Consider the following 15,728-nt stretch of genomic DNA (forward strand, 5'->3'; position numbering starts at 1 on the left):
CCCTAGTTCTGCGGTCGCGCCTTGTCACGGGCTCGGCCTGGATAGGCCTGGGTCATGCCCACCGCCCCTACGATCACCACGACCGGGATCACCGCCTTGGTGAGGTGCACCGTCGCCGGTGCGGTGGCCGCGAGGTAGCCGAGTACGGCGATCAGCGCGAACACCAGCGCCCACATGAGGGTCAGCACCTGGTTGGTGCGGCGGAACGCGGCCTGCTCCCAGTCCTGTCGAGGCGCCGACGACGGCGCGTACTGGGCGGTGAACGGCTCGAACGCCAGCGAAGCGAGGGTCATCGCCGCGAGTACCCCGCTCGACAGCGTCGTGGCGTAGGTGTCCATCCAGTCGCGGTCCTCGGCGCCGATGATCAGACCCACCACGGTCACTCCGGTGAAGAACACGACGGTGACGACGTCGAGCATGCGCACCCCGGCGAAGCCGGCCGAGACACCCAGGATGACCGTCGCCAGCACCGCACTGATCGCACCGAACAGCCAGGTGCTCGGGCCGTCAGCCACCACCCAGTAGATGATCCACGGGACGAACCCGACAAACGGGCTGCGCTCGAACCATTCGTCCACGCCGCAAGAGATACCAGATTTTCGCCGCAACCGACCGGTCAGGCGACTCCTTTGCGTTTCAGGATCGGCAGCACGCCCTCGGCAAACCAGTACGCCTCTTCCAGATGCGGGTAGCCCGACAGGATGAACTCGTCGAAACCCAAGGAGTGGTACTCGAGAATCAGATCAGCCACCTCCTCGTGTGAGCCGACCAGCGCTGTACCAGCGCCCCCACGCACCAGACCAACGCCCGCCCACAGATTGGGGTAGATCTCGAGCTGGTCGATGCGTCCGCCGTGCAACGCTGTCATCCGACGCTGCCCCTCGGACTCCGATCGAGCATGCAGCGCGGTGGCATTTTCGATCTGTTCGGGGCTCAGCTGCGAAAGCAGGTCGTCAGCGACCGCCCACGCCGCCTCCGAGGTGTCGCGGCTGATCGTGTGCAGGCGAATGCCGAATCGCACCTGGCGTCCGCGTTCTTCGGCCAGCGCCCGCACCCGCGCGATCTTGGCCGCCGCGTCCTTCGGCGGTTCGCCCCACGTGAGATAGACGTCGACGTACTCGGCCGCGATCGGCAGCGCCGCCGCCGACGAGCCGCCGAAATAGATCTGGGGCAACGGATCCGGCGGTGCGGACACCCGCGCGTCGGCGACCTCGTAGTGGGCGCCCGTGAAATCCAGGTGCTCCTGGCGCCAGATCGACGTCACGATGTGCAGGAACTCCCCGGTGCGCGCGTAACGCTGGTCATGGTCGAGCCAGTCGCCGAAGCGGCGCTGCTCCCGATCGTCTCCGCCGCTGACGATGTTGAGCAGCACCCGACCCTCGGAGTACCGCTGAAGGGTCGCCGTCTGCTGCGCGGCCAGCGTGGGCGGCACCAGACCGGGACGGAACGCCACGAGGAACTTCAGACGTTCGGTCTCGGCGAGCAGCGCCGATGCGGTGAGCCAGGCGTCCTCGCACCAGGTTCCGGTCGGGGTGAGCACGCCTTCGAAGCCGAGCCGGTCGGCCGCCCGTGCGACCTCGGCGAGGTAGCGCCGAGTGGGCGGCCGGTACCCGGCGGGCACGGTGTGGTGCGACGACGCATGCGAGGCTCCGACGATGGAGCGGCTGTCTCCGTTGGTGGGCAGAAACCAGAAGAACTTCGCGGAGGGCATGGATTCCTAATTGGTCGAGACGAACAGCGGACGGAGTACGTCGTTGAATCGGCGATCCACCCACGTGTTGATATCTGGTGCCGGAGAGGCGATTTGGCCCGATTGGGCGAACAGGTCGGCGATCTTCTGTTCGGAAGCCACCACATCGTCGTCCAGCTCGGTCGGCAACCGCAGGCTGCGAGACTGTGAGACCGTGGCCACCTCGGGGCTCAGCCCGACCGCCTTGGCGTAACTGTCGGCCCACTGCTCGCGGTTCTCCTGGGCCCACCGCGCGGCCTTCTCGAACCGGACCAGCATGTCGGCCAGCGCGGTGTTGCGCTTCGGGTCAGCCAGCGCCTGGTCCGAGGCCACCCCGAACCAGTAGCCGTTGGTGACGTCTTTCGCCTGCCCGATGGAGCGCACCGGCAGCTGCGCAGCAGTCTGCGCCGTGTACGGATCCCAGATCGCCCACGCGTCGGCCTGGCGCTGACTGAACGCCGACAACGCGTCGGCCGGTTGGAGGAAGATCAGTGCGACGTCGTCCGGGGTCAGTCCCGCGTTCTTCAATTGGGCGAGGATGTGGCCGTGCGCGGAGCTACCTTTTCCGACGGCGATCTTCTTGCCTCGCAGATCTGCGATCGAGGTGATCGGCGAATCCCGTTGCACGAGAATCTGATCGCCGGTACCGCCGCCGTCGTAGGCGGAGACCACCTTGACCTTGGCGCCTGATGCGGCACCGAAGATCGGCGGGGTGTTGCCGGTGATCGCGAAGTCGATCTTGCCCGCTGTCGCGGCCTCGATCTGCGGCGGGCCGGACGTGAACGTCGAGAACGCGATCCGATAGGGCAGACCGTCGAGCGCGCCTGCGGCGCGCAGCAGCGACTCGGTGCCACCCTTCTGGTCGCCGATCTGCAAGGTCAGATCTCCCAGATCCGACAGCGGTACCTGCTCGGGAGGCTTCTGGGCGCCCGAAACGTCTTGGCGCGATACGCAACCCGCCAACAGCAGACTGACCGCGACGATCACTGCAACAACCCTGGACATGATGGCCCCCTCGTCGACGATGGTCAGGACTGCACGCCGAGCGTGTCGAGAAGCTCGGCGCGGTAACGGTCGGTATGGCCTTCTCCGGGCGCGTGCCGCGGGTCCGGAATGTCGAGGGTGTGCGCGATCGCTCCGTCCTCGAGCACCAGAACCCGATCAGCCAACGCGACGGCCTCGTCGACATCGTGGGTCACCAGGAGAACGCCAAAGCTGTGGCGGCGCCACAGATCGAGCAGTAAGGCACGCATCGAGAGCCGGGTCAGCGCGTCCAGCGCCCCGAACGGTTCGTCGAGGAGCAGCAGTTGCGGCTCGGCGACCAGAGCGCGGGCGAGCGAAACCCGCTGCGCCTGCCCGCCGGAAAGCGTCGACGGCCACGCAGACGCGCGATCGGCCAAGCCGACGTCGGCCAGCGCCTGTTCGGCGCGGGTCTGCGCCTCTGCCTTCGACAACCGCGCGCGGGTCAGGCCGTAGGCGACATTGCTGCGAACGTCGCGCCACGGGAACAACCGCGGTTCCTGAAACGCCACGGCCGGCGCACCGGCCACCACTCGTTCACCGGTGTGGTCGGTCGACAATCCCGCGAGCACACGCAGGACGGTCGACTTGCCTGATCCGCTGCGGCCGATCAGGGCGACGATCTCGCCGCGGCCGACGCGGACCGAGAGGTCGGTCAGTACGTGGCGGGCGCCGTACCACTTGTTCACGCCGCGCAGCTCGCCTGCACTGTCGGCGCGCTGTGCAACCACTCGGCTGGATGCGTCGGAGGTGAGGGTCATGTCCGGTACCTCGCTGCCCTGTTCTCGAGTGCGCGGACCACGGCGTCGGTGCCGATGCCCAGAAGTGCGTAGACGATGAGACCGAAGATGATGATGTCGATCCGCAGGAAGTCGCGCGCGTTCATGATGAGGAATCCGATTCCTTTGTCCGCGTTGATCTGCTCGGCCACGATCAGGGTCAGCCAAGCGATCGCCAGCGACTGCCGCAGACCGACGAGAACCTGTGGCGCAGCGCTGGGCACGATGATGGTGCGCAGCTTCTGCCACAACGAGAAGCCGAGCACCTGCGCGGTCTCGAGCAGTTTGGGGTCGACCTGGCGGATGGCCGAGAAGGTGTTGAGGTACAACGGAAAACTCACGCCGAGCGCGACGAGAAGCACCTTGGGCAACTCCCCGATGCCGAACCACACGATGAACAGCGGGATCAAGCCGAGGTGCGGCAGCGCACGGACCATCTGCATCGGCGGGTCGATGGTGACTTCGAACCACTTCGACAGACCGACAGCGATGCCGAGCGCGATGCCGACCGTGCCCCCCACCAGCAGGCCCTGGATGACTCTGACACCCGACACGGCCAGGGCATCCGCGAGCTGGCCCGTTCTGATCAGCTCGACCCCTGCTTCGGCGATCAGCGAGGGTGCGGGCAGCACGTCCTGGGGTATGAGCCCTGCTGCGCTGCCGATCTGCCAGAGGGCCAGCAGTAGGAACGGCGAAGCGAGGCGGATGAGCATCCACCTACGCCGGAGGCTGACGCGCGGGGCTGCGGCGGCCGACGGCACGCCCAGGTCAGCGAGACTGGTCACGGTCAGGCGACGCTACGCCCGGCCGGTTCTCCCCTGAAGCGTTCGAATCCGCGTGACGGAAAGAGCTGTGGGGTCAGCGCCACCCGTCGGCGGCGCGCGCGGCCTGCATCACCGCGTCGCACAACTCACGGAGTTCACTCGCCTCGGCGCCCTCGTCGAGCGCGGTCGCCATGTCCTCTGCAGCGCAGCGCACCTGATAGACCCTGTCGGACAGCACCGAGGCCTCCTCGGCGCTCAGCACCACGGCATCCTCGGCCACCGCCGACCCCTTGACCAGGGCACGCTGCTCGTAGGCCCGCTGCCGGCACGATTGGCGGCAGTACTGGCGCCGTCTGCCCATCCCGGCATCGGCGACTTCGCGCCCACACCACCGGCACATCTGGGGGCGTGTGCGGGATCTGCGAGGGGGAGCCAGCCGGTCGGGAGAGGCGGTCACGGGCCGACTCTAAACCGGGAGATACTCGGATCCCGGTATCATCAGGGGCCGAGTCGGGAACTCCGTTGGACAGATCCGCGTTGAATACCCCGGACAACCTGCGCTGAAGAGGAGTTGACGATGGCTGATCGCGTCTTGAGGGGCAGCCGCCTCGGAGCTGTGAGCTACGAGACGGACCGCAATCACGACTTGGCGCCGCGTCAGGTCGCGCGCTACCGCACCGACAACGGCGAGGAATTCGACGTTCCGTTCGCCGACGACGCCGAGATCCCCGGTACCTGGCTGTGCCGTAACGGCATGGAGGGCACGCTCATCGAAGGTGATGTGCCCGAGCCCAAGAAGGTCAAGCCGCCGCGCACCCACTGGGACATGCTGCTGGAGCGGCGCTCGGTCGAAGAGCTCGAGGAGCTGCTGAAGGAGCGCCTCGAGATCATCAAGACCCGCCGCCGCGGCTGATCAGCGGGCCAGTTCAGCAGGCCTATTAGCGGGCGATGCCGCGGGCCCGGTCCAGCCGGGCCCGGATGCCCCACTGTGCGACTTTGAGGATGGCTTCGCGGATCGTCGAACCATCCATCTTCGACACCCCGTGCTCGCGTTCGGTGAACGTGATCGGCACCTCGACGACCGTGAACCCGGCGTTGATGGACCGCCACGTCAGATCCACCTGGAATCCGTAGCCCTTGGAATCGACGGCGCCCAGGTCGATCTTCTCGAGAACCTCGCGACGGTACGCCCGGTATCCGGCGGTGATGTCGTGGATGTCGACGCCCAGCAGGATGCGGGAGTAGCCGTTGGCGGTCTTGGACAGGACCAGACGGCGGCGCGGCCAGTTCCGCACCTCACCGCCGCCGACGTAGCGCGACCCGATCGCCAGATCGGCGCCGCCGTCGACCGCGTCGAGCAGCCGGTACAGCTGCTCGGGGGCGTGACTACCGTCGGCGTCCATCTCCACCAGCACGGTGTACTGCCTGCTCAGCCCCCAGGCGAAGCCCGCGAGATACGCGGCGCCGAGGCCGTCCTTGGAGCTGCGGTGCATGACGTGGACGCGGTCGGGATCGGCCAGCGAGAGCTCGTCGGCCAGCGCGCCGGTGCCGTCGGGGCTGCCGTCGTCGACGATCAACACGTGGACCTGCGGCGCTGACTCGGTGACCCGGCCGACGATCTTGAGCAGGTTGTCGCGCTCGTTGTAGGTCGGGATGATCACGAGGGTGCGTGCGCTGGGTTTCGCCCCGGCTTCCTGGCCACCGGCGCTACCGGGGACGCTCATGAGGCTCCTTTGCCGTTCTCGGTCGTCGATCTCCGACGCTTCGTTCTCAGGGCCGCCACGCGGCCCGCGAAGAAACTATTGTGCAGCATCGCCGCCAGAAGTCCTGCAACGCCGACGGCCACCAGCACTGCCTCGATGTAGGGACCGAACCGGGTCGCCGGGGTGAGCGAGGTACGCAGCCGGATCTGTTGATCCAGGTACGCAGGCTCGAAGAACTGGGTGCGCGCGAGCTCGCGGCCTGCCGGCGATATCACCGCACTGATGCCGACCGTCCCGGAGACGACGACGTAGCGATCGTGTTCGACCGCGCGCAGCCGGGCGAACGCGAGCTGCTGTTCGCTCATCGCCTCGTCGAAGGTCGCGTTGTTGCTGGGGACGGCGAGCATCTGCGCGCCGCTGCGGACGGCCTCGCGCGCGGCACGGTCGAAGATCACTTCCCAGCAGGTGGTGACGCCGATCGGTATTCCGGCCGCCCGCACCACGCCGTCGCCGTGTCCCGGCACGAAGTAACCTGCCCGGTCGGCGTACGACGAGAGCTTGCTGAAGAAGCTGCGCCACGGCAGGTACTCACCGAACGGCTGGATGATCTGCTTGTCGTGGCGGTCGGCGGGCCCGGTGTCGGGGTTCCACACGATCACCGAGTTGGTCGACACCGGGTTGTCGCGGCGGTAGCCGGGCGCGGCGAGCACGCCGCCCACCAGGATCGGGGCCCGGATCGCCGCGGCCGCCGCCGAGATCTCCTTGGCGGCATCGGCGTTGGCCAACGGATCGATGTCCGAGGAGTTCTCCGGCCAGATCACCACCATGGGCTGCGGTGCCCGGCCCGCCCGTACCTCGCCGGCGAGGCGCATCGTCTCGTTGACGTGGTTGTCGAGCACGGCACGCCGCTGGGCGTTGAACTCGAGCCCCAGCCGGGGCACGTTGCCTTGCACCACGGCGACGGTGACCGGTGGTTCGTCGCCGACGCTGGCGCCGGACTTGCGGACGTGCGGCCACGCCAGAGCCGCGGTCAGCAGCACGACCGCCACGCACAGACCCGACACCACGACCGCCGGCGGCTTCGCGGTGCGCGCGGCGTGGTCGCTGCGCCACCACCTGATCACCTCGATGGTGATCGCCGCGAGACCGAAACCGACCAGGACGACACCGAAGGACACCAGCGGGGCGCCTCCGAAATAGGCCAGCGGCAGCGCCGGGCTCTGCGCCTGCGAGTAGCCGACGACACCCCAGGGGAAGCCGCCGAACGGCACCGTCGACTTCAGCCACTCCTGCGCAGACCACAGGCCGGCGAACCACAGCGGCCAGCCGGGCACCCGGCGAACCACGACCGCGACGGCGCCGAACAGCGCCGGGAACAACGCCTCCAGCGCACTGAGCGCCAGCCACGGGACCGGCCCCACCAGCCCGCTGATCCAGGGCAGCAGAGGGATGTAGAACGCCAGGCCGAACAGCAGCCCGTAGCGGAAACCGCCCTTGACGGTGACCGACGGCGTGGTCAGCACCCAGGCCAGCCCGGCGAACGCGGCGATGGCGGCGAGCCACCAGCCGAATGGCGGAAAACTCAGGCACAGCATCAGTCCGGCGAGTAGCGCAACGGTCAACTGCGGCAATCGGTTCAGCACGGCCCGATTCAGCACGACACCGCGGATCCGCGCTCGGCGTGACGGCGGATCGGTGGTGACGGGTTCGGCTTCAGGTTCGCGTTCGGTGGCCTCAGCCATGGAGGATCGCGCCCCGATGCACCGTCTGCCGGCATCGTGGCGCACCGTCGTCGAGGCGGGGCAACACGGGGACCCGAGAACGCGGATCGGTGGACCAGCGTTGTACCGCGTCTGACGGGGCGCTGACGTCGAAATCGTCGGCGTCCCACACGGCGTAGGAGGCAGGTGCACCCGGCACGAGGGTGCCCGTCACACCGTCGCGGGCGCCGCCTGCCCGCCAGGCTCCCCGAGTGGCGGCCGCGAAAGCGGCGCGGGCCGACACGGCGCTGCCGGGCGTCTGATGCGCGGTGGCTGCGCGCACCGCCGACCACGGGTCCATCTCGGTCACCGGGGCGTCGGAGCCGAAAGCGAGGGGCACGCCTTGGGATGCTAACAGCGCGAAATTGTTCATCGCGGAGGCCCGGGCGGCCCCGACACGCTGGGCATACATGCCGCGCGGACCGCCCCAGAGCGCGTCGAAGACGGGCTGCATACTGGCGATCACACCCCAGCGGCCGAGCTGCGCGGCCTGCTCGTCGGTGACCATCTCCAGGTGTTCGAGGCGGTGCCCGCAGCGGGCGACGGCCACGCTGCCGAGCGCGTCGACGACGGCGCCCAGGGCGTGGACGACCGCGGTGACAGCGGCGTCGCCGATGACGTGGAAGCCGGCCGTGATGCCGGCTTCCGTGCAGGCCATCAGGTGTGCGGTGATCGCGTCGACAGTCAGATACGCGTTGCCGTGCGGTGCTGTACACCCTGGCGGTGCGTCGGCGTACGGCTCGGTCAGCCAGGCCGTACGCGAGCCGAGAGCACCGTCGACGAACAGGTCGCCGGCCAAGCCCTGCGCACCCGTCTCGGCGATCAGAGCCCGGGCGGCGTCGGCGGAATCGATCGCCTCGCCCCAGTAGCCGACCACGTCCACCCCGTGCTCCAGCGCGCGCAGCTCCCGCCAGTCGTCGAGACCGCCGATGTCCGGTCCGGCGCATTCGTGGACGGCGACGATGCCGCGCGACGCTGCCAGGTCGAGGGTGGCCCGGCGGGCGTCGTCGCGCTGAATCGCGCTCAGGTGTTCGCGGGCCACCCGGCGCACGCGGTGGTGTGCGTCGGCGGTCAGCGGCGCCTGGCCCGACACTCCCGCGGCGCGCTGCAGCGCCGTGGAAGCCACCGCGGAATGCACGTCCACCCGAGCCAGATAGGCCGGGCGGTCCGATCCCACCGCGGCGTCCACCTCCTCGACGGTCGGCGGCGTCGACTCGGGCCACCCCGATTCGTCCCATCCGTGCGCCCACAGGACCCCGTCGGGATGGGCGCGGGCATAGGCGGCGAGCAGATCGACGCAGTGCCGGCGAGACGTCGCCGCCCGCAGGTCGAGGCCGGTCAGACTCAGACCGGTGGCCGTGACGTGCACATGGCTGTCGACGAATGCCGGTGCGACGAACCCGCCGGCGAGGTCGACGATCTCCGCGTCGGGGAACTGTTCCCGGCCGACGCCGTCGCTACCGAGCCAGGCGATCACACCGTCGCGGACGGCCATCGCCGTGGCCTCAGGCATGGCGGGGCTGTGGATGCGCCCACCGATCAGGAGGCGGGTGGCGTTCACTCCGGCAGACGGCGGGGTTCGGTCCGGGGCTCGGGGCTCGCATCGACAGGCGCATCGACAGGCCCATCCACGATGTCGATGACTTCGCCGTCGATGTAGTCGCCACCCGTGTAGTCGCCGCGCGCGGGCCGGTAGGCGAACCTTTGCGCGCCGAACCCCGAGGCGGTGCCGGCGCCGACGATCAGCGGGGCCCGGCGGGCGGCCATCGCGGTGACGACGGGACGTGCGATCGCACGCGTCGGAGGAAGGAGAAGAAGCGCGCCGACGACGGTGCTGGCGATGCCGGGAATCACGACGAGGACGGTACCCAGAGCCACCAGAGCGCTGTCGGTGACCACCCCGGCGGCGTTGTCAGCGGTGAGCCCGGTCTGGAGGCGCCGCAGGTGGCGGCGCAGCTGGGAGCCGGCCAGAGCGAGGCCCAGCAGGAACGTGGCCGTGACGGCCAGCATTGTCCAACCGAAACCGATCGTCGCGGTCAGCGCAATCAGCACGGCCATCTCGACCACTACGTAGAGCGCGAAGAGCCTCATCGCCATGTCCGGTCAACGTCCGAGGCGTGCGTTCGGTTCCTAGCTGCCCGCAGGAGGTGCGGTCACCTCGATGGCGGCGTGCACCTTGTCGATACCGCCGCGCAGGAGCGCCTGGGGAATGAAGTACCAGGCGTGGTTCCAGTAGCGCTTGATGATGAGGTTGAAGACCCTGCGCGTCTCGGATTTGGGCAGCATCCGCGCGACACCCTCGACGGGCTCACCCTTGACCTTGCCGAGGACGCCGCATTTCTGGATCGTCACCCGCGGAGTGTTGTTGATCCGCTTGGTCTTCCACGACCCGTCGTCAGTGATGATCAGGAGTTTGTCGCCCTCGGGAACTCCCCAGACCGGGGTCGGCTTCGGCTTGCCGTCCTTGGTGAATGTGGTCAGCAGCAGGTACTTCTCGCGATAGACATCGTCGAATCTGGGGGCCATGGGTCAGCTCGCTTCCAACTCGATGGTGACGTTCTTGTCCATGCCGCCGCGCAACTTGGAGAAGAAGTTGAACGCCTTGCCCAGCAGGCCGTAGCGCTTGCCGAGAGCGTCGTAGGTCGCAGCATTGGCGGACTTGTCGAGAATCCGCGCGGTGGCTTCCACCGCCTCGCCCTTGGGTTTGCCGCCTCGGTCACACGGCGCGATCGTCACCCGGGAGGTATTGCGGATGCGCTTGACCTTCCACGACTTCTCCTGGGTGATGGCGATGAGCTTGTCTCCCGCGGGTGCCGCCCAGATGGCGGTCGGCTTGGGCCTGCCGTCCTTGGTGAATGTGGTGAGCAGGATGTACTCGGACTTGGCGACCTCGGCGAACGTCACGGGCATGGCACAAATGTAGCGGGATCAGCCCTCGAGATCGCCTTCGGTCTCCAGCAGCACCTGCCGCAGTCCGTCGAGAGTCGCCTGCTCGGGCGCCGACCACATGCCGCGCCCTGCCGCCTCCAGGAGACGTTCGGCCATCCCGTGTAGTGCCCACGGATTGGACTCGTTCATGAACTTGCGGTTCTCCTCGTCGAGCACGTAGCTCGCCGACAGCTGCTCGTACATCCAATCGGCCATCACTCCCGCCGTGGCGTCGTAGCCGAACAGGTAGTCGACGGTGGCGGCCATCTCGAACGCACCCTTGTAGCCGTGCCGGCGCATCGCGGTCATCCAGCGCGGATTGACGACCCGGGCCCGGAAGACGCGGGTGGTCTCTTCCGACAGCGTGCGGGTGCGCACAGAGTCGGGGCGCGTGTTGTCCCCGATGTAGGCCGCCGGCGCGGTACCGGTCAGCGCACGCACCGTGGCGACCATGCCGCCGTGATACTGGAAGTAGTCGTCGGAGTCGGCGATGTCGTGCTCACGGGTGTCGGTGTTCTTCGCGGCCACGGCAATTCGACGATAAGCGCGGTTCATGTCGTCCGTAGCGGCTGCGCCGTCGAGCCCACGGCCGTAGGCGAAGCCGCCCCACGCGGTGTAGACCTCGGCCAGGTCGGCGTCGTCGCGCCAGTTGCGGCTGTCGATCAGTTGCAGCAGGCCGGCCCCGTATGTGCCCGGCTTGGAGCCGAAAATTCTTGTCGTCGCTCGCCGTTCGTCGCCGTGCTCGGCCAGGTCGACCTGCGCATGCGCGCGTACCAGATTGTCCTCGTCGGACTCCTCCAGTGACGCGACCAACCGGACCGCGTCGTCGAGCATCGCGACCACGTGCGGGAAGGCGTCGCGGAAAAAGCCCGAGATCCGCACGGTAACGTCGATGCGCGGGCGGCCCAGCTCCTCCAGCGGGATGGCTTCGAGGTCGACCACGCGCCGTGACGCGTCGTCCCAGATCGGGCGTACTCCGAGCAGTGCGAGCACCTCGGCGATGTCGTCACCGGCGGTGCGCATGGCGGAGGTGCCCCATACCGATAGCCCGACCGATTCCGGCCAGCGTCCGTGATCGGTCCGGTACCGCTCGAGCAGCGAATCCGCCATGGCCACACCGGTTTCCCAGGCCAGCCGGGACGGCACGGCCTTGGGGTCCACGGAATAGAAGTTGCGTCCGGTCGGCAGCACGTTGACCAGTCCGCGCAATGGTGATCCGGACGGACCCGACGGGATGAAATGGCCGTCCAGCGCGCGCAGCACCTGGTCGATCTCGCCGGCTGTCTGCCGCAGTCTCGGCACCACCTCGGTGGCTGCGAACCGCAGGATCGCGGCGACATCGGAGTTGTCGGTCAGCGAATCGACGACATCGGCGTTCCAGCCGCTGTCCTGCAGCGCCGCAACGAGTTCGCGCGCTCTGGCCTCGGCCTCGTCGACGGCGGTCCGGTCGTCGTGGCCGTCCTCGGCCAGTCCGAGGGCCTGGCGCAGACCGGGAACCGTCTGCTCTCCGCCGAACAGCTGGCGGGCTCGCAGGATCGCCAGCACGAGGTCGAGTTCGCTCTCGTCGACGGGTCGTTGCCCGAGGATGTGCAGGCCGTCGCGGATCTGTACGTCCTTGATCTCGCAGAGCCATCCGTCGACGTGCAGCAGCATGTCGTCGAAGGAGTCTTCGTCGGGCCGGTCCTCGAGCCCGAGGTCGTGATCCATCTTGGCGGCCCGCATCAGCGTCCAGATCTGCTGGCGGATCGCGGGGAGCTTGCCCGGGTCGAGCGCGGAGATCGTGGAGTGCTCGTCGAGGAGCTGCTCCAGACGCGCGATGTCGCCGTAGGTTTCGGCGCGTGCCATCGGCGGGATCAGATGGTCGATCAGCGTCGCGTGGGCGCGGCGTTTGGCCTGGGTGCCCTCCCCCGGATCGTTGACCAGGAACGGGTAGACCAGGGGCAGGTCGCCCAGCGCGGCGTCGGTGCCGCAGGACGACGACATGCCCAACGTCTTGCCCGGCAGCCACTCCAGGTTGCCGTGCTTGCCCAGGTGCACCACGACGTCGGCGTGAAAGCTGTTGCCGAACGCGCCATCGAGCCACCGGTACGCCGCGAGGTAGTGGTGGCTGGGCGGCAGGTCGGGGTCGTGGTAGATCGCAACGGGGTTCTCGCCGAAACCGCGGGGCGGCTGGACGATGATCACGACGTTGCCGCATTGCATGGCGGCGATGACGATGTCACCGTCAGGATTGTGAGTGCGGTCGACGAACAGTTCTCCCGGCGGCGGTCCCCAGTGCTCGACCACCGCGTCGGCAAGCTCGCCGGGCAGCGTGGCGAACCAGGCCCGATAGTCCTCGGCAGACACCCGGATCGGGTTGCCGGCGAGCTGAGTCTCGGTGAGCCAGTTCGGATCCTGGCCACCGCGTTCGATGAGTGCATGGATGAGCGCGTCCCCGTCGCCCGCGTCGAGGCCGGGGACCTCGCCGACGTCGTAGCCGACGTCGCGCATGGCGCGCAGCAGAGCGATCGCGCTGGCGGGGGTGTCCAGACCCACCGCGTTGCCGATGCGGGCGTGCTTGGTGGGGTAGGCGGAGAAGACGAGGCCGACCCGTTTGTCGGCAGCGGGGACCGACCGCAGCCGGGCGTGGCGTACCGCCAATCCTGCCACCCGGGCGCACCTTTCGGGATCGGCGACGTAGGTGATGAGCCCCTCGTCGTCGATCTCCTTGAACGAGAACGGAACCGTGATGATCCGGCCGTCGAACTCGGGAACGGCGACCTGGGTGGCGACGTCGAGCGGTGACATCCCGTCGTCGTTGGCCTCCCACTGGGCGCGCGACGACGTCAGGCACAGGCCCTGCAGGATCGGAACGTCAAGCGCGGCAAGGTGAGCCACGTTCCACGCGTCGTCGGCCCCACCGGCTGTCACTGCAGCGGGTGTCGCGCCACCGGCCGCGAGCACCGTGGTGATCATCGCGTCGGCGGTGCCGAGCAGCTCGATCAGCTCGGGCTCGGGCGTGCGCAGCGAGGCGCAGAACACCGGAAGCGGCACTCCCCCCGCGGCGTCGATCGCGTCGCACAGCGCCTCGATGTAGGCGGTGTTTCCCGCCAGCTGCTGAGCCCGATAGAAGAGCACGGCGACGACGGGTCCGTCGGATCGTCCGGCGGGCCGGTCCAGGACACCCCAGGCCGGGGTGCTCGTGGGCTCGGCGAAGCCGAACCCCGTCATCAGCAGTGTGTCGGAGAGGAACGCGTGCAGGTTCGCGAGGTTGTCGACGCCGCCCTGCGCGAGATAGACGTGGGCCTGCAGCGCGACGCCCGCCGGCGTCGTCGAGCGATTCATCAGGTCGGCGTCGGGCGCCTGCTCACCGCTGACCACGACGGCCGGCACCCCGCTCGCGACGACCGCGTCGATACCGTCCTCCCAGGCCCGGTAGCCACCGAGGATGCGGACCACGACGGCATCGGCCGCGGCCAGGAGCTCCTCGAGCTCACCGTCGACCAGCCGGGACGGATTGGCCCACCGATAGCGCGCCCCACATGCGCGGGCGGTGATCAGATCGGTGTCCGACGTGGACAGCAGCAGAACGGTCGTCACCCCCCATTCGTACCGGACTACGGTGATCTCTGTGACTGAGGGGACCTCGGGCATGGCCGTCGGCACCCCGGACCCGTCGCTGCGCGGTGTGGTGCTGCGCTACGAGGGGTTCTGCGAGCGCGGCGTCGATCCGGTCACGTTCCGCGAGGTGGCCTGCACGTTCGTGCCGATCATCATCGATCTCGACGCCGGCTGGACGGTCGCGCACCAGCAGGACGCGCCGCTGAGGCTGCAGTCGTTCGTGGCGGGTCTCACCGATGCGCCGGTGCTCGTGGGACACGGCGGCTCCGCGCACTGCCTGCAGATCGACCTCACCCCGTTGGGTGCGCGCCGCATCCTCGGCCTGCCGCTGTCGGAGCTTGCCAACCGCTGCGTGCCGGTCGAGGCCGTACTCGGCCGCGGCGCGACCGACCTCGTCCAGCGCATTGGTGAAGCGCACCGGTGGGAGGACCGCTTCGCCCTGGTCGACGCGATGCTGCTACGCCGGCTGGACGACGCGCCCGCGATCGACCCGGGGGTGGCCTGGTCATTGGGACGCATCGCAGCCAGCGGCGGCCGTACCGCGATCGGGCCGCTGGCCGAGGAACTCGGCTGGAGTCATCGCAGGCTGATCACGCGGTATCGCGACGCGATCGGATTGCCGCCGAAGACGGTCGCGCGGATCGTGCGTTTCGAGCGGGCGCTCGAACTCCTGCGGGCCGGTACCGAGCTGTCCGCGATCGCCGTCGACTGCGGCTACTTCGATCAGGCGCACCTGTGCCGCGATGTCCGCGAGCTCTCGGGTCTCACCCCTGCCGCGCTGCGCGCCGGGGTCAATTCCGTCCAAGACCAGGCGGCCCGGCCGCCTCTACCGTTCGGGGCATGACGACACCAGAACCCGTATCCGGAGCCGTGCCCATCGTTCCGTTCCCCCAGCCCCGCAAGGCCATCGAATGGCTGACGGAGGCCTTCGGCGCGACCCCGATACTGATCGTTCCGCCTGACCCCGAACTGCCGCTGCAGCACGCCGAGGTCAGGATCGGCACTGGCGTGGTGATGGTCGACGACGCCGAGTGCAACGGAACTTTCTCGCTGCCCGGCCCGGTCGCCCTGTACGTCGTCGTCGACTCCGCGGCCGAGGTCGACGCTCTGCACGACCGGGCGGTCACCGCCGGTGCGGAGATCATCCAGGCGCTCACCGATCAGGATTACGGTTCCCACGAGTTCGGCGCCCGCGATCCGCACGGCAACATCTGGAGCTTCGGGACCTACCGGCCGTCGCTGACCTGACCGATCAGCGGTTCCAGCGGCTGTACCAGGTCTGCCGATAGGGCGTGCCCGCGACGACGACGAGTCCGGCGACGACGGCGGTGAATGCGATGAGTGCGAACATCATGTTCCTTTCCCACGACGGGGTTCCTTGTCCACGACCCTGCTGGTCACAAGGTCTTCATGTGGCGAGACGGTACCGCCGGTACCGGGTTCTC

General features: G+C 68.6%; 16 protein-coding genes. 3 read left to right on the forward strand and 13 right to left on the reverse strand.

The window, feature by feature from the left end:
• Positions 1 to 2: 2 nt before the first annotated feature.
• From PGN37_RS07455 to PGN37_RS07480, 6 genes are all read right to left on the reverse strand, one after another.
• Complete coding sequence (locus PGN37_RS07455; RefSeq protein WP_335330392.1) at positions 3 to 578, reverse strand: hypothetical protein; 576 nt, start codon at positions 576 to 578, stop codon at positions 3 to 5.
• A 38-nt stretch (positions 579 to 616) separates the two neighbouring features.
• A complete protein-coding gene (locus tag PGN37_RS07460) occupies positions 617 to 1,711 on the reverse strand; it encodes an LLM class flavin-dependent oxidoreductase (RefSeq protein ID WP_335330393.1) in 1,095 nt (364 codons plus the stop codon).
• 6 nt (positions 1,712 to 1,717) lie between these two features.
• Positions 1,718 to 2,737: an ABC transporter substrate-binding protein gene (locus PGN37_RS07465; RefSeq protein ID WP_335330563.1), complete on the reverse strand. Its 1,020-nt coding sequence runs from the start codon at positions 2,735 to 2,737 to the stop codon at positions 1,718 to 1,720.
• 20 nt (positions 2,738 to 2,757) lie between these two features.
• Positions 2,758 to 3,510 carry an ABC transporter ATP-binding protein gene (locus tag PGN37_RS07470; RefSeq protein WP_335330394.1) on the reverse strand — a complete coding sequence of 251 codons (753 nt, stop codon included), beginning with the start codon at positions 3,508 to 3,510 and terminating at the stop codon, positions 2,758 to 2,760.
• Positions 3,507 to 4,241, reverse strand: a complete 735-nt coding sequence (locus PGN37_RS07475; protein ID WP_335330564.1) for an ABC transporter permease — start codon at positions 4,239 to 4,241, stop codon at positions 3,507 to 3,509. The genes PGN37_RS07470 and PGN37_RS07475 overlap by 4 nt, the downstream gene beginning before the upstream one ends.
• Positions 4,242 to 4,386: 145 nt before the next feature.
• Positions 4,387 to 4,692: a hypothetical protein gene (locus PGN37_RS07480; RefSeq protein WP_335330565.1), complete on the reverse strand. Its 306-nt coding sequence runs from the start codon at positions 4,690 to 4,692 to the stop codon at positions 4,387 to 4,389.
• Between the two features lie 177 nt (positions 4,693 to 4,869).
• Here PGN37_RS07480 and rbpA point away from each other — a divergent pair, with 177 nt between their 5' ends.
• Positions 4,870 to 5,205 (forward strand): RNA polymerase-binding protein RbpA, encoded by a 336-nt coding sequence (rbpA, locus tag PGN37_RS07485; protein WP_043409883.1) that lies wholly within the window; start codon positions 4,870 to 4,872, stop codon positions 5,203 to 5,205.
• Positions 5,206 to 5,230: 25 nt separating this feature from the next.
• On the opposite strand, the gene PGN37_RS07490 is transcribed toward rbpA, so the two are convergent.
• From PGN37_RS07490 to cobN, 7 genes are read right to left on the reverse strand one after another with little or no spacing between them, the layout of a single operon-like run.
• Positions 5,231 to 6,016 carry a polyprenol monophosphomannose synthase gene (locus PGN37_RS07490; RefSeq protein WP_335330395.1) on the reverse strand — a complete coding sequence of 262 codons (786 nt, stop codon included), beginning with the start codon at positions 6,014 to 6,016 and terminating at the stop codon, positions 5,231 to 5,233.
• A complete protein-coding gene (lnt, locus tag PGN37_RS07495; protein WP_442932878.1) occupies positions 6,013 to 7,737 on the reverse strand; it encodes an apolipoprotein N-acyltransferase in 1,725 nt (574 codons plus the stop codon). The genes PGN37_RS07490 and lnt overlap by 4 nt, the downstream gene beginning before the upstream one ends.
• Entirely contained in the window at positions 7,730 to 9,268 is a 1,539-nt protein-coding gene (locus PGN37_RS07500; protein WP_335330396.1) for an amidohydrolase, read from the reverse strand. Before PGN37_RS07500 ends, lnt begins: the two co-directional genes overlap by 8 nt.
• Before the next feature lie 44 nt (positions 9,269 to 9,312).
• Positions 9,313 to 9,852, reverse strand: a complete 540-nt coding sequence (locus tag PGN37_RS07505; protein ID WP_335330397.1) for an FxsA family protein — start codon at positions 9,850 to 9,852, stop codon at positions 9,313 to 9,315.
• A 33-nt stretch (positions 9,853 to 9,885) separates the two neighbouring features.
• Positions 9,886 to 10,281, reverse strand: coding sequence for a PPOX class F420-dependent oxidoreductase (locus PGN37_RS07510; RefSeq protein ID WP_335330398.1), 396 nt, complete (start codon positions 10,279 to 10,281; stop codon positions 9,886 to 9,888).
• Between the two features lie 3 nt (positions 10,282 to 10,284).
• Positions 10,285 to 10,665: a PPOX class F420-dependent oxidoreductase gene (locus PGN37_RS07515; RefSeq protein ID WP_335330399.1), complete on the reverse strand. Its 381-nt coding sequence runs from the start codon at positions 10,663 to 10,665 to the stop codon at positions 10,285 to 10,287.
• Positions 10,666 to 10,683: 18 nt separating this feature from the next.
• The gene (gene cobN / locus PGN37_RS07520; protein WP_335330400.1) at positions 10,684 to 14,262 is read right to left on the reverse strand and encodes a cobaltochelatase subunit CobN; all 3,579 of its coding nucleotides are present in this window, start codon (positions 14,260 to 14,262) and stop codon (positions 10,684 to 10,686) included.
• Positions 14,263 to 14,293: 31 nt separating this feature from the next.
• Between cobN and PGN37_RS07525 the strand changes: the two genes are divergently transcribed.
• Both PGN37_RS07525 and PGN37_RS07530 read left to right on the forward strand, forming a co-directional pair.
• Positions 14,294 to 15,127: an AraC family transcriptional regulator gene (locus PGN37_RS07525; protein WP_335330401.1), complete on the forward strand. Its 834-nt coding sequence runs from the start codon at positions 14,294 to 14,296 to the stop codon at positions 15,125 to 15,127.
• Positions 15,124 to 15,531, forward strand: a complete 408-nt coding sequence (locus PGN37_RS07530) for a VOC family protein (RefSeq protein ID WP_335330402.1) — start codon at positions 15,124 to 15,126, stop codon at positions 15,529 to 15,531. Before PGN37_RS07525 ends, PGN37_RS07530 begins: the two co-directional genes overlap by 4 nt.
• Positions 15,532 to 15,728 lie beyond the last annotated feature (197 nt).

Source organism: Mycobacterium kyogaense (assembly GCF_036946525.1).
In the GTDB taxonomy this organism is placed as follows: domain Bacteria; phylum Actinomycetota; class Actinomycetes; order Mycobacteriales; family Mycobacteriaceae; genus Mycobacterium; species Mycobacterium kyogaense_A.

Bases quoted from the DNA above. Each gene is read 5' to 3' on its own strand.
- PGN37_RS07460 (WP_335330393.1), bottom strand. From the start codon at position 1,711: ATGCCCTCCGCGAAGTTCTTCTGGTTTCTGCCCACCAACGGAGACAGC.
- PGN37_RS07470 (WP_335330394.1), bottom strand. From the start codon at position 3,510: ATGACCCTCACCTCCGACGCATCCAGCCGAGTGGTTGCACAGCGCGCC.
- PGN37_RS07475 (WP_335330564.1), bottom strand. From the start codon at position 4,241: ATGCTCATCCGCCTCGCTTCGCCGTTCCTACTGCTGGCCCTCTGGCAG.
- PGN37_RS07480 (WP_335330565.1), bottom strand. From the start codon at position 4,692: ATGTGCCGGTGGTGTGGGCGCGAAGTCGCCGATGCCGGGATGGGCAGA.
- rbpA (WP_043409883.1), top strand. From the start codon at position 4,870: ATGGCTGATCGCGTCTTGAGGGGCAGCCGCCTCGGAGCTGTGAGCTAC.
- PGN37_RS07490 (WP_335330395.1), bottom strand. From the start codon at position 6,016: ATGAGCGTCCCCGGTAGCGCCGGTGGCCAGGAAGCCGGGGCGAAACCC.
- lnt (WP_442932878.1), bottom strand. From the start codon at position 7,737: ATGGCTGAGGCCACCGAACGCGAACCTGAAGCCGAACCCGTCACCACC.
- PGN37_RS07500 (WP_335330396.1), bottom strand. From the start codon at position 9,268: ATGCCTGAGGCCACGGCGATGGCCGTCCGCGACGGTGTGATCGCCTGG.
- PGN37_RS07505 (WP_335330397.1), bottom strand. From the start codon at position 9,852: ATGGCGATGAGGCTCTTCGCGCTCTACGTAGTGGTCGAGATGGCCGTG.
- PGN37_RS07510 (WP_335330398.1), bottom strand. From the start codon at position 10,281: ATGGCCCCCAGATTCGACGATGTCTATCGCGAGAAGTACCTGCTGCTG.
- PGN37_RS07515 (WP_335330399.1), bottom strand. From the start codon at position 10,665: ATGCCCGTGACGTTCGCCGAGGTCGCCAAGTCCGAGTACATCCTGCTC.
- PGN37_RS07530 (WP_335330402.1), top strand. From the start codon at position 15,124: ATGACGACACCAGAACCCGTATCCGGAGCCGTGCCCATCGTTCCGTTC.